Annotated in this window: 11 protein-coding genes; 6 read left to right on the forward strand and 5 right to left on the reverse strand. The window is 51.5% G+C overall.

Annotated features, from left to right (window positions below; genetic code table 11):
- Positions 1-10 precede the first annotated feature (10 nt).
- From HU175_RS23610 to HU175_RS23620, 3 genes are all read right to left on the reverse strand, one after another.
- The gene (locus tag HU175_RS23610) at positions 11-715 is read right to left on the reverse strand and encodes an OmpW family outer membrane protein (protein ID WP_176568909.1); all 705 of its coding nucleotides are present in this window, start codon (positions 713-715) and stop codon (positions 11-13) included.
- An 81-nt stretch (positions 716-796) separates the two neighbouring features.
- Entirely contained in the window at positions 797-1,840 is a 1,044-nt protein-coding gene (locus HU175_RS23615) for a hypothetical protein (RefSeq protein ID WP_176568910.1), read from the reverse strand.
- Between the two features lie 577 nt (positions 1,841-2,417).
- Positions 2,418-2,774 (reverse strand): hypothetical protein, encoded by a 357-nt coding sequence (locus HU175_RS23620; protein WP_176568911.1) that lies wholly within the window; start codon positions 2,772-2,774, stop codon positions 2,418-2,420.
- A 557-nt stretch (positions 2,775-3,331) separates the two neighbouring features.
- Here HU175_RS23620 and ffh point away from each other — a divergent pair.
- The 3 genes from ffh to HU175_RS23635 all read left to right on the forward strand — a co-directional run bounded on the left by ffh (position 3,332) and on the right by HU175_RS23635 (position 7,709).
- Positions 3,332-4,651: a signal recognition particle protein gene (ffh, locus tag HU175_RS23625; protein ID WP_176568912.1), complete on the forward strand. Its 1,320-nt coding sequence runs from the start codon at positions 3,332-3,334 to the stop codon at positions 4,649-4,651.
- A 246-nt stretch (positions 4,652-4,897) separates the two neighbouring features.
- Positions 4,898-6,166 (forward strand): metal-dependent hydrolase family protein, encoded by a 1,269-nt coding sequence (locus HU175_RS23630; protein WP_176568913.1) that lies wholly within the window; start codon positions 4,898-4,900, stop codon positions 6,164-6,166.
- Positions 6,167-6,425: 259 nt separating this feature from the next.
- Positions 6,426-7,709 carry a citrate synthase gene (locus HU175_RS23635; RefSeq protein WP_176568914.1) on the forward strand — a complete coding sequence of 428 codons (1,284 nt, stop codon included), beginning with the start codon at positions 6,426-6,428 and terminating at the stop codon, positions 7,707-7,709.
- A 361-nt stretch (positions 7,710-8,070) separates the two neighbouring features.
- Here the strand turns inward: HU175_RS23635 and recA are convergent, their stop codons facing one another.
- The gene (gene recA, locus HU175_RS23640; RefSeq protein WP_176568915.1) at positions 8,071-9,165 is read right to left on the reverse strand and encodes a recombinase RecA; all 1,095 of its coding nucleotides are present in this window, start codon (positions 9,163-9,165) and stop codon (positions 8,071-8,073) included.
- A 282-nt stretch (positions 9,166-9,447) separates the two neighbouring features.
- Positions 9,448-9,936: a hypothetical protein gene (locus HU175_RS23645; protein ID WP_176568916.1), complete on the reverse strand. Its 489-nt coding sequence runs from the start codon at positions 9,934-9,936 to the stop codon at positions 9,448-9,450.
- Positions 9,937-10,189: 253 nt separating this feature from the next.
- On the opposite strand from HU175_RS23645, the gene eno reads away from it, so the two are divergent.
- The 3 genes from eno (at position 10,190) to HU175_RS23660 (ending at position 12,501) form a co-directional block, all read left to right on the forward strand.
- Positions 10,190-11,470, forward strand: a complete 1,281-nt coding sequence (eno, locus tag HU175_RS23650) for a phosphopyruvate hydratase (protein WP_176568917.1) — start codon at positions 10,190-10,192, stop codon at positions 11,468-11,470.
- Between the two features lie 144 nt (positions 11,471-11,614).
- Positions 11,615-11,926, forward strand: a complete 312-nt coding sequence (locus HU175_RS23655) for an FtsB family cell division protein (RefSeq protein ID WP_176568918.1) — start codon at positions 11,615-11,617, stop codon at positions 11,924-11,926.
- A 68-nt stretch (positions 11,927-11,994) separates the two neighbouring features.
- A complete protein-coding gene (locus tag HU175_RS23660; RefSeq protein WP_176568919.1) occupies positions 11,995-12,501 on the forward strand; it encodes a low molecular weight protein-tyrosine-phosphatase in 507 nt (168 codons plus the stop codon).
- Positions 12,502-12,543 lie beyond the last annotated feature (42 nt).

Raw genomic sequence — 12,543 nt, forward strand, 5'->3', positions numbered from 1 at the left:
CGTATAAAGCTTATTTGAGTTTGAAGCGAAGCGACAGGCCAGCTTCCACACCGTTCAGGCTTACTTTTTCGGTTGTGCTAGTCGTTCCTTCGGCTACGGCCTGTTTGTAGCTACCGATGTGGTACCGTACGTCGAGCGCCAGGTAGAGCTTTTTAACCAGCTGCCGTTCGGCACCCACGAACACCTGTAAACCGTAGTTGTTGCCCGTCTGGGTCTGGCTCAACGTACCGTCACCATTGGTCACCTGCCGGTTAAACTTGTTACTGATGAAATACCGGGCTACGCTGGCTCCGATGTAGGGAGTGACAAATGGTTTTTTCGCGCCTTCCTCCGTCGTGGTCGTTTCGCCGAAGGTGTATTTCAGATCCAGCGATGCGGGAATGATGGACAGCTGCAGATCTTCGGTGCGGTTGACACCACCAATCGTCAACGGGCTGGATACCGATTTACTCCAGTAGCCAACACGTCCACCAATTGATAGTCCTTTAACCAAACCAATTTCCAGGGCAGCAGTCGGCATAACGGCCCCTTCGAGCTTAGCGCCCTGGCCGTTGTTATAGTCCCGCAGGAAGGAACGTTCGTTCCAGTAATCCAGCGAAGGTTTCCAGTAGCTGGCACCAATGCTGATGCTTTTCAGGTTAACCTGCGCCTGTGCGGTAGCTACAGAAATGAATGATAAAACAGCGAACGAAAGGAAGGTAGATAGTTTTTTCATGAATTGGGTTGACCAATGGTGTTAGTTCCACCGCTTAGCGCATGACGCGCTAAGCGGTGATGAGGATATGAGGATTAGTGATTACCGGCCTGCGCCCTGGTTGTGGCAGGCGGCAGTAGCCGTATTTACCGATGCCTGGGCTGCAGCAATCTGAGTGTTGTAGTTCGTATTGATCGTGTTCAGGTCGGCATCACGCGCAGCCACAGCAGCGGCTACTTTTGCGGCACTCGTTGCTGTACACAGATTGTTATCAGCCGATTGCAGTGTAGCGATTCCTGAAAGAGATTGCGCATACGCTACATTATACAGAGCAGTCAGCAGGTTGTACAGTGTCTCGCCTAATACGGCACGGCCCGCGTTCAGGTTGGCGATCCCCGTATTGAACTGCGTGGTAGCCGCCGTGATCATTGGCGTGTATTTCGCCGGAACAGCCGATTGACAGCCTACCACTTCAGCAGCAGCAGCAGCAGCGGCTGTGTTGTAGGCATTCGTAACAGGTCCGGTTTGTGCAGAAAGCTGCGCATCGAGTCGCGCTTTGGCCGCGTTGAATGCGGCAGTAGCCGCTGCCCGGCAGGCATCTGCAGATTCCTGGTCCATTGTCACCACCACCGGTTTGACAGGCGCTCCAATACGAGCACCCACGGTTTTACCGTTTACCTGGGGCAACGTAAACGTGGGCAGATACGCCTGCAGCGCGGGATTTGAGGCAAGGCTGGCTACTTCCTTCTGCAGGTTGTCGGGCAGTTTACCACCGGTCGCCAGACTTGACATCAGGGTAGGCGTAAAGGCTGCGTTCAGTTCAGCTGCCTTTGACGCAGAAACCGCTTTTTCAACCTCAGCTCCTGCCTGTTGCACAGCGGCAGGCACCTGTCCACCGGCAGTCAGGTTGGCCAGACCGGCGCTAACGGCAGCCGCCTGTGTCGACGAAGTCATTTTTGCTTCAACAACCGTTACGGCAGCGGGAGCCGTGGGTGTAACCGTGGGCAGCTGGATATTTTCCAGTTCCTTGAAAGAGTACGTGAATGGATCGACAGCATCGACGTCTTTAGTCTTACAGCTGTACACCGAAGCTACCAGGCATACGCCATAAGCTAACCAACTGAGCTTGCGAGTAATTGTGTTCATAGACAGTGAAATATGAGTAAATTGGTTGGAGATTGAACGCGTGGTTAAATGAAACGGGTTGGCATTGTTTAAGTAAGTAGTATTAACAGGAATGCGATACCTAAGTAGTTACCACATGTGCCTTTTATTCCTTTATTAGATACATCTATCAATATCTATTTCTTATCGATGCAGTCTATTGGCAATAGACTGCATTTATCGGCGACAAATATAGATATAAAAATCTCGTTAAAAAGCCTCTGCTCTGAAACAAAACTATCAATATCTAGTTATTCTGCCGACTTTATTATCCGGTAGTTTTTATTTGCCCATCTGCTACGTGTGCATATTAATATTTTACGAAAAAGAAAACTCTTTGTTAATCATTAATACTAATCGTAAACTTAAGCAAAGTTTTCAAACTAACAATCAAACCTATTCAATTGATTGAATTTTTTTTTATTTGTTAATATATAACCTGCCAAGCCGCACAAAATAACCCGGTAAACTGATCGTAAAAAAAGCAGGCATGGCCCTGGACGATTTTCAAAAATCGTCCAGGGCCATGCCTGCTCAAACTATTTGGGAGTAGATCTACTCAATCTTGGCCCCGGCGAGCCTGTCTGGCTTCCCGGATCATTTCCATCAGTCGGTTCCAGCACCGACCAACGGCTTTAGGGTCGTGCTTTGCGTTTTTATTAGCTGGCGGGGTGACTTTCGTTGCGGTTGGCGTTGTGGTGGCTTCGGCCTTTGGGGCTACGTTACGCGCCAGCACCGGCCCCACGTTGAGTTTGGTCGCCTGGTTTCGGGAGGCTGAGGTATTCTCAGCGTACGTAATCCGCTTACTGCCCGATTGAGCCAGTACATCTGTAGTGGACATCGACGCCAGCGAGCCAGTGATGCATAGACTTACCGCCAGACGGCTTAAAACAACGAAGGTCGCGAGGGTTTGCATACCAGTAAGCAGATGATACGTTAATAAAATTTCGCTTATATACCGAAAAGCGAAGTAAACACAAACATAACGACAATTGAATTATATCAGTATATTTTTGCTATATTTTCATGAACAGGACTACAACCGGTCCGCGTTACGGTGGCCGCTGGGCGGATTAGCAAAGCCGCGGTATCTTCCTGTGTTTACACGATAGTGTGGTAGAGGGGGCACTCTGGGTGCCCCTAGCCCCTCCTAAAACAGGAGGGGAACATGCAGAAGCGACCTTTTAACCTCCCCCTCCTATTTTCTAGGGGCTAGGGGTAGTAAGTAGCTACGAACTAAGCTCAATTCACCACATTATGAAATCCCTACCCCTCTGCAACGGCGGACCGGCTATACCAGTAGGGGAATATACACAAGTAACCTTTTCACCTCCCCCTCCTTTTTTCTAGGAGGGGGCCGGGGGGTGGTAGCAGCGACAAACTGAGCTCAATTCACCACCTCCTGAAACCCCTACCAGATTAGCTATACACCGCTGGAAACTGTTATCTTTGCTACACTGTTAGGAATACACTATGTTCGAGAATCTTCAGGATAAGCTCAATAAGGCCATAAAAAGCCTCAAAGGGCAGGGCCGCATTACTGAAATTAACGTTGCTGCCACCATCAAAGAGGTACGTCGTGCCCTAACGGATGCCGACGTAAACTATAAGGTAGCGAAAGAAATTACCGATCGTATTCGCGACAAAGCCATCGACCGCAAGGTACTGATCTCGGTTGAGCCGGGGCAGCTCTTTGTTAAGATCGTGCAGGAAGAACTGACCGAACTGATGGGGGGCGAAGCGCAGGGGATCAATATCAAAGGTGATCCCGCTGTTATCCTGATCGCTGGTCTGCAGGGTTCGGGTAAAACGACCTTCTCGGGCAAACTGGCGTCGTACCTGAAAAAGCAGGGCCGTAACGTGCTGCTCGTGGCGGATGATCTGTACCGTCCGGCTGCTATCGACCAGTTAAAAGTACTGGGTGAGCAGGTTGGCGTGGAAGTATACTCGGAGCCGGACAGCAAAGACGCTGTCAGCATCGCCAGAAACGCCGTTGAACACGGCCGCAAGACGGGTAAGCGTATCATTATCGTCGATACCGCCGGTCGTCTGGCCGTCGACGAAGCGATGATGCAGGAAATTGAAGCCGTTAAGAAGGCGATCAACCCCAGCGAAACGCTGTTCGTTGTCGACTCCATGACGGGTCAGGATGCTGTTAACACCGCTAAAACCTTCAACGACCGACTCAATTTCGATGGTGTCGTCCTGACGAAACTGGACGGTGATGCCCGTGGTGGTGCTGCCCTGTCGATCAAGACGGTAGTCAGCAAGCCGATCAAGTTCATTAGTACGGGGGAGAAAATGGAAGCGCTCGACGTTTTCTATCCCGATCGAATGGCCAGCCGGATTCTGGGCATGGGCGACGTAATCTCGCTGGTGGAGCGGGCGCAGCAAGCCTTCGATGAGGAGGAAGCGCAGCGTATCAACGCCAAGATGCGAAAGAACCAGTTCGACTTCGATGACTTCCTTTCGCAGCTGCAGCAGATCAAAAAGATGGGTAACGTCAAGGATCTGCTGGGTATGATTCCGGGGATGGGCAAGATGGTGAAAGATCTGGACATCGATAATGATTCGTTCAAACCCATAGAAGCCATTATCAGTTCAATGACGCCCAAAGAACGTAGCCGTCCGGAACTCATCGATGGCAGCCGCAAAAAACGCATTGCAGCCGGTAGTGGTACGAGCATTCAGCAGGTGAACAACCTACTGAAGCAATTCGACGAGATGCGGAAGATGATGAAAAAAATGAACACCATGCAGGCAACCGGCAAGCTAAGCAAACTCATGAAGTAAGTTTTTTGACAGGATTACAAGATTAACAAGAGTGCCATGAAACAATTTCTTTTAAGAAGATCAGTGAAAATACTTTAGACTAAAGCTCGTTACCCCCAAATCCCCTTTAGGGGATTTGGGGGTAACGAGCTTTAGTCTAAAGTATTTTCACTGATCTTCTTAACCTGTAATCCTGTCAATAGAAAAAGCTGGGTAGTGAAGGCTATCCAGCTTTTTCTATTTTCGTACATTCCCTTTCCTACCTGAATGAAAAAACGTCTCCTTCTTCTGCTCTTCTTCCCGACATGCCTGGTTGCTCAGTCCATTTATCTGCTCAAACCCGACCGTGTTTTCGACGGGGAGCGCGTGCATGAAGGCTGGGTCGTCCGTACGAATGGCGAAAAAATCGAATCCGTCGGACCCGCTGGTTCGGTTTCAGCAACGGGCGCTACGGTGCTGGAACTGAAAGGGACTACGTTGCTGCCCGGCCTGATCGAAGGACACTCACATCTGTTGCTTCACCCGTATAATGAAACGTCTTGGGACGATCAGGTGCTGCGCGAGCCTCGTTCGTTACGTGTATCGCGGGCAACGGTTCACGCCCAGCGTACCTTGCTGGCTGGTTTTACTACCGTCCGCGATCTGGGTACTGAAGGGGCAGACTATGACGACGTCGGTATCAAACAGGCTATTAACCAGGGCATTATTCCCGGTCCGAGGATGATGGTCGTGACGCGGGCGCTGATCGCGTCGGGGAGTTACGGTCCGAAAGGATTCAGCCCCGACCTCGATGTACCGCAGGGGGCTGAGGAAGCCGACGGGCAGGATGCGCTCATTCGCGCGGTTCGGCGGCAGATCGGCAAGGGAGCCGACGCCATTAAAATTTACGCCGACTACCGCTGGGGCCTCATGGCCGACGCTAAACCAACATTTACGCTGGACGAACTAAAACTCATTGTTGAGGTCGCCAAAAGCAGCGGCCGGGGCGTAGTGGCTCACGCCAGTACCGCCGAAGGAATGCGCCGGGCGATTCTGGCGGGTTGCGAAACCGTCGAACATGGCGATGCCGGAACCCCCGAGATTTTTGCTCTGATGAAGCAGCACGGTACGGCCCTCTGCCCTACCCTGGCGGCTGGCGATGCCGTGAGTCAGTACCGCGGCTGGAAGAAAGGCCAGGAACCGGAGCCAGAACGGATCAAGCAGAAACGCCTTACGTTTAAACAGGCACTGGATGCGGGCGTCACCATCTGCGCTGGGGGCGATGTAGGCGTATTTTCGCACGGCGATAACGCCCGTGAGCTGGTCATGATGGTTGACTACGGCCTGAAACCGCTGGACGTATTACGTTCTGCCACGGCCACCAACGCCGATGTCTTTCACCTCAACGACCGGGGCCGCGTCAAGCCGGGTCTGCTGGCCGATCTGGTTATCGTAACCGGCGACCCAACCAGGCAGATCGACGCGATTCGGTCGTCGAACGTAAAGCTGGTTCTGAAAGGGGGTAAAATCTATGATCCGGCAACAGTAGCCCGTTAACGATTCGAATCCGGCAGGCTGCCAGCGTCCCTGGATTCAACCTGCTATGAAACAAGCTATTATTCGCTGGCGGCCGGTGGTCCGGTTTCGCTCATTCAATCATTCGCTCTTCCGCTCGTTTGCCCTTTCGCTCATTTACCTTTGCGTGTTTTTTCCCCCGCTTTCGTCTGTTATTGGGCTTTTTGGACTAACTTTCGCCTTTTGGCGTATTTAACTGCCTAATCCTTTATCACAGCATATTCTCTACCCATTTTTTTGTATGGCAAACGCTGCTGAATTAACCGTCGATGGTAAATCGTATTCGTTTCCAACCTTAGAAGGAAGCGAGCACGAAAAGGCCTTCGATATCTCTAGCCTTCGCGATCAGACAGGTTACGTTACGCTTGACCGGGGTTACAAGAACACCGGTGCTACCAAAAGTGCAATCACGTTCCTGAATGGCGAAGAAGGAATCCTGCGGTACCGCGGCTACTCGATTGAAGATTTAGCCGCCAAAGCGTCCTTTCTGGAGGTGGCTTATCTGCTCATTTACGGCGAGTTGCCTACCCAGGAACAGTTCTCCGAGTTTGAAAACGCTATTCGTCGGCATACACTCGTCAACGAGGGCATGCGGAAAATGCTCGAAGGGTTTCCCATCAATGCCCACCCAATGAGCGTGCTGGCGTCGCTGGTAAGCGGCATGAGCGCGTTCTATCCGGATTCGTACGAAGGAACGACCGATACATCGGATCGGGACATTATCCGGCTCATGGCGAAATTGCCAACCATTGCTACCTGGTCGTACAAACGGTCGCAGGGGCACCCGATCAACTACCCCCAGAACAACCTCGATTATATTCAGAACTTTCTGCATATGATGTTCGCACTGCCGGTAGAAGACTACACAGTCGATCCGGTCATTGCCGAAGCGCTGAACATCCTCCTGATCCTGCACGCTGACCACGAACAGAACTGCTCGACCTCAACGGTTCGGCTGGTTGGTTCGTCGCAGGCTAATCTGTACTCGTCGATCTCGGCGGGGATCAGCGCACTCTGGGGCCCCCTGCACGGCGGTGCGAACCAGGAAGTGATCGAAATGCTGGAAGAAATCAAAGCCGGTGGTGGCGACGTAGCGAAATACGTAGATATGGCGAAGAACGCGAAAACAACCGGCTTCCGGCTGTTCGGCTTTGGCCACCGCGTGTACAAAAACTTCGACCCCCGCGCCAAGATCATTAAGAAAGCGGCCGACGACGTACTGAGCAAACTGGGCGTGAATGATCCCGTTCTGGAAATTGCCAAAGGCCTGGAAGAAGCCGCCCTGAACGACGAATACTTCATCTCGCGCAAGCTGTACCCCAACGTCGATTTCTATTCGGGTATCATCTACCGCGCACTAGGCATTCCAACGAATATGTTTACGGTGATGTTCGCCATCGGTCGCCTGCCGGGCTGGATTGCGCAGTGGAAAGAAATGCGCGAAACAAAAGAACCAATCGGGCGTCCCCGCCAGATTTACGTTGGCTCAGAACTACGTGAGTTCGTTCCAATGGAAAATCGGTAAGAGACGCTACATTACAAGAAAAGGGCAGGATGTGAATCCTGCCCTTTTTTGCTTTTCTTTTCAATACAGGGTTTTACCGCTTTCGTTCCGACCGGGCAATTTAGTAGGTGTTTGCTCTTACCACCCCTAGCCCCTCCTAAAACAGGAGGGGAACAAGCAGAGATGACCTTTTGATCTCCCCCTCCTACTTTTCTAGGAGGGGGCCGGGGGGTGGTAAGCAACAACAAACAGCCAGATTCATTACCTTATTGAACCCTAACAAGCCTATCACAAGAGAGCTACTATAGTTAGGCGGTTTAGCAGTAAAAAAACAGAGGGGTTTGGTCTAACCAAACCCCTCCGTGAACTCTGTGTTGAAAAACTAATCTTCAATAGCGCCTTCGTCGTCGGCGTCCGTACCTTCGAGGACGGGGTCAAGCAGGGCGTTTTCGTCTTCTTTGATGATATGACGAATCTTACCTTCAATTTCGGCCATCAGTTCCGGATTGTCGAGCAGGAGTTCTTTCACGGCATCACGGCCCTGTGCCAGGCGGCTGGCACCGTATGAGAACCACGAACCAGACTTCTTAACAATCTCCATTTCAACAGCCAGGTCGAGGATCTCGCCTACTTTCGAAATACCCTGTCCGTACATGATGTCAAACTCGACGACTTTAAATGGAGCCGCCAGTTTGTTTTTCACAACTTTTACTTTGGCCCGGTTACCGATTACGTTATCGGCCCCTTCTTTGATCTGGCCAATACGACGAATATCCAGACGTACCGATGCGTAGAATTTCAGAGCGTTACCACCGGTCGTTGTTTCTGGGTTACCGAACATCACACCGATCTTCTCACGAAGCTGGTTGATGAAAATGCAGCAGCAGCCCGTTTTATTGATCGTACCGGTCAGTTTACGTAGCGCCTGCGACATCAGACGAGCCTGTAAGCCCATTTTACTTTCGCCCATTTCGCCTTCAATCTCGGCTTTAGGTACCAGCGCGGCAACGGAGTCAATAACGATGATATCGATAGCGCCCGAGCTGATCAGGTGTTCGGCGATCTCAAGCGCCTGTTCACCGTTATCCGGTTGCGAGATCAGCAGGTTCTTGGTATCAATACCCAGTTTCTCGGCGTATACCCGGTCGAAAGCGTGTTCAGCATCGATAAAGGCTGCCAGCCCACCGGCTTTCTGCGCTTCGGCAATGCAGTGCATGGTCAGCGTGGTTTTACCCGATGATTCAGGACCGTAGATTTCAACGACCCGACCGCGTGGCATACCACCAATACCCAGCGCCAGGTCAAGTCCGAGCGAACCGGTCGAAATGACAGGAACGTCGACAACTTTACTTTCGCTGAGCCGCATTACGGTACCTTTACCGAATGCTTTATCTAGTTTTTCAATGGTCGTTTGAAGGGCCTTTAGCTTGTTGTCAGTAGCAGATGCTGTGGCTTGCGCCGTATCCGATTTTGCCATGTTTGGATGGTTGTTTAAGCATTTAAAATTACCTAAAATTGACCGAATTTCCAAACCGTTTTCGCAAATAATCAGCCGCCTTTACGCATCGGTATAGCACATTGACCCCGCCCCCAAAATCTCAACACAACTTATTCATTACCAGAATATTACTAACTTTATCAAAAGCATACATAAACTATTATTTCTATAAAAAAGGAAGAAGACGAAAACACCGTCCCTGACCGGCGCGGCTTTTCGTTTTCTTCCTTCTTCTTTACCCCTGAAAATGGCCTTTTATGCCTATATCGTTGAGTCAGCTGGTATTGGTTGCGGAGTTGGTACAGGCTGTGCCGGTTGTGTTTGCTGGGGCTGCGTCGGCTGATAACCCGGATAGGCCGAACCATCACCGTACGGACGCGGGTTTACAGGTCCCAGCTCCTCGACGTTGGTAATGTAGTATTTGGTTTCGCCGTTCCAGGGGAATTTTAATATCTTTTCTTCGTAATGCAGCGTCACCCGCTGTCCCGTTTTAACCGCGTCGGTAATTTTTTTGGCCACCTCGTCGTCCTTCACGGAGAAATCAAAATACTGGGGGGTCAGCGACCCCGTTTCGCCCGAAAAGCCGCCCACGTTCAGAACGCCTTCGTACGTCTTAAAAACAAATCCCCGGCGGCTAAATTTGGATACGGTACCTGCGCGTTCGCCGTCGCTATAACTCCAGCCCGTCAGGCCGTAGAGAATACCAAAAACGACTAATAAAAACAGTAAGAAGTAAAGAATGCCTCGCATGGCGGTGATTGATTTTAAGTACAGTTTGTGTCGTCGCAAATAGACAACTTTTTCGGATAACTTCCGTTTAGAACCCCCCTCCGCCCGAATTGTTTGTGGGCAGATGCGGGGCAAACACGTCTTTTCCGCTTTGTGGTCTGAAGTTTTGCCCCGTATTTCGTTACTTTGCCACCGGTAAGCCAACCAGCCTAAGGGCTTGGTAGTCACAACCCAAAATTTGGCTTTTCGTTGTTAACCCCTTTTTATCTCTGCAATGAGTACCATCCAAAGCATTCATGCCAGACAAATTCTGGATTCGCGTGGTAACCCAACGGTTGAAGTAGACGTTCGTACCGAAAACGGCTTTCTGGGTCGGGCGGCTGTGCCATCAGGAGCCTCTACGGGTACCCACGAAGCTGTTGAACTTCGCGACGATGATTCGAAAGTGTACGTCGGCAAAGGCGTTCTGAAAGCCGTTTCAAACGTTAACGAACTGATTTTCCCAGAACTGGCAGGTATCTCGGTTTTTGACCAGAGCCTGATCGACAAAATCATGCTCGAACTGGACGGTACGCCGAACAAAGGTCGGCTGGGTGCCAACGCTATCCTGGGCGTTTCGCTGGCGGCTTCGAAAGCAGCTGCGCAGGAAGCAGGGCTGTCCCTGTACCGCTACATCGGTGGCGTCAATGCCAATACGCTGCCTGTTCCGATGATGAACATCCTGAACGGTGGTTCGCACGCCGATAACTCGATCGACTTCCAGGAATTCATGGTCATGCCCGCTAACGCGCCAACCTTCTCGGAAGCGCTGCGCATGGGTACCGAAATCTTCCATACGCTCAAAGGTGTATTGAAGAAGATGGGCTTAGCAACCAACGTTGGTGACGAAGGTGGTTTTGCGCCGAACATCAAATCGAACGAAGAAGCCATTCAAACCATCATTCAGGCCATCGAGAAAGCAGGTTACCGGCCGGGCGAAGATGTCTGGATCGCGATGGATGCCGCTTCGTCGGAGTTCTACGATGCGAACGCAGGCGTTTATCACTTCAAAAAATCGACCGGCGACAAGTTGACCTCGTCAGAAATGGCGGGTTACTGGAAAGACTGGGTTAGCAAATACCCAATCCTGTCGATCGAAGACGGTATGGCCGAAGATGACTGGAACGGCTGGAAAATGCACACCGACGAGCTGAAAGGTACTAACACCCAGCTGGTGGGCGACGACCTGTTCGTAACGAACGTAACGCGTCTGCAGGAAGGTATCGATAAAGGCATCGCTAACGCGATCCTGGTTAAAGTAAACCAGATCGGTTCGCTGACCGAAACGATCGACGCCGTTAACCTGGCGAAACGTAATTCGTACAAGAGCGTTATGTCGCACCGTTCGGGCGAAACCGAAGATGCAACCATCGCTGATTTAGCCGTAGCCCTGAATACAGGTCAGATCAAAACGGGTTCAGCGTCGCGTTCGGACCGGATGGCAAAGTACAACCAGCTGCTGCGTATCGAGGAAGAACTAGGCGAAACCGCTTACTTCCCCGGCTTGAAGTTTTAGCATAGGGTTTAGGGCACGGGGCTTGGAGTTTAGGGCTGGGGGCTAAGGGTACAGGGGAACTGGGCAACATACCCCCAGCCCTTCACCCTCTACCCCCAGCCCTTCGCCCCAAGCCCTACCCCCTCAACCCAACGCCTGCTCCCCATGCTTCCTAAACGCTTCCGTCTTCTGCAGAATTTCTACGTAGCGACCAGTCTGGGTCTGCTCGTCTGGATGACGTTTATCGACGCCAACGATCTGCCTATGCAGGTTCGCAACTGGTGGAAGCTTCGCGAGCTTGATCGCGAGATTACGTTCTACAAAGACCAGATCAAGACGGTGCAGACCGAACGGCGCGAAGTACTGGGAAACGACCGCCTGCGCGAGAAATACGCCCGCGAGAAGTACCTGATGAAAAAACCAACCGAGGACGTTTTTGTGGTAGTTGATGAACACAATGAACCACTCGAGAAGTAAGCCGAACTCAGGTTACGGCCTGTGAGATCGGTTGGTTTGCGCTACGTCTTCGAAACTCACCAAACCGAATGATTCGCGTTCTCTTCGTTTGTTACGGCAATATCTGCCGATCGCCGGTTGCTGAAGGTGTTTTCCGTACGCTGGTTGCCGAAGCAGGGCTCAGTGACCAGATTGAGTGTGACTCTGCGGGTACGGCTTCGTTTCACCTTGGTCAGCTCCCCGACCAGCGTACCCGTGAGAACGCACTGGAACACGGCCTGACCCTTACGCACCGCGCCCGCCGTTTGCTGGGTGAAGACCTCGCTCAGTTTACCTACTTCGTGGCGATGGATGAAATGAACCTCGAAGCCATCGAAAAACTCAATTACCGCAGTACGGGCCTGCACACGGCAGACACTATCTTCCTCCTCCGTGAGTTCGACCCGCAGGTAAGCGATGAGCCGAACGTACCCGATCCGTATTATGAAGGCCCGGAGGTATTTGAAGAAGTATATCAAATCATTCTCCGCTGCTGCCAGCAACTATTAACGTATCTAAAGAGCGAATCGGACCGCCGAAGCGGAGCGAAAGAATGAAAGAGCGATTTTCCGGATGGTTTCGCTCTTTCATCGCACCGG

The sequence above is a fragment of the Spirosoma sp. KUDC1026 genome (assembly GCF_013375035.1).
In the GTDB taxonomy this organism is placed as follows: domain Bacteria; phylum Bacteroidota; class Bacteroidia; order Cytophagales; family Spirosomataceae; genus Spirosoma.

Bases quoted from the DNA above. Each gene is read 5' to 3' on its own strand.
- HU175_RS23655 (WP_176568918.1), top strand. From the start codon at position 11,615: ATGCTTCCTAAACGCTTCCGTCTTCTGCAGAATTTCTACGTAGCGACC.
- eno (WP_176568917.1), top strand. From the start codon at position 10,190: ATGAGTACCATCCAAAGCATTCATGCCAGACAAATTCTGGATTCGCGT.
- ffh (WP_176568912.1), top strand. From the start codon at position 3,332: ATGTTCGAGAATCTTCAGGATAAGCTCAATAAGGCCATAAAAAGCCTC.
- HU175_RS23615 (WP_176568910.1), bottom strand. From the start codon at position 1,840: ATGAACACAATTACTCGCAAGCTCAGTTGGTTAGCTTATGGCGTATGC.
- HU175_RS23660 (WP_176568919.1), top strand. From the start codon at position 11,995: ATGATTCGCGTTCTCTTCGTTTGTTACGGCAATATCTGCCGATCGCCG.
- HU175_RS23645 (WP_176568916.1), bottom strand. From the start codon at position 9,936: ATGCGAGGCATTCTTTACTTCTTACTGTTTTTATTAGTCGTTTTTGGT.
- HU175_RS23620 (WP_176568911.1), bottom strand. From the start codon at position 2,774: ATGCAAACCCTCGCGACCTTCGTTGTTTTAAGCCGTCTGGCGGTAAGT.
- HU175_RS23630 (WP_176568913.1), top strand. From the start codon at position 4,898: ATGAAAAAACGTCTCCTTCTTCTGCTCTTCTTCCCGACATGCCTGGTT.
- HU175_RS23610 (WP_176568909.1), bottom strand. From the start codon at position 715: ATGAAAAAACTATCTACCTTCCTTTCGTTCGCTGTTTTATCATTCATT.
- HU175_RS23635 (WP_176568914.1), top strand. From the start codon at position 6,426: ATGGCAAACGCTGCTGAATTAACCGTCGATGGTAAATCGTATTCGTTT.
- recA (WP_176568915.1), bottom strand. From the start codon at position 9,165: ATGGCAAAATCGGATACGGCGCAAGCCACAGCATCTGCTACTGACAAC.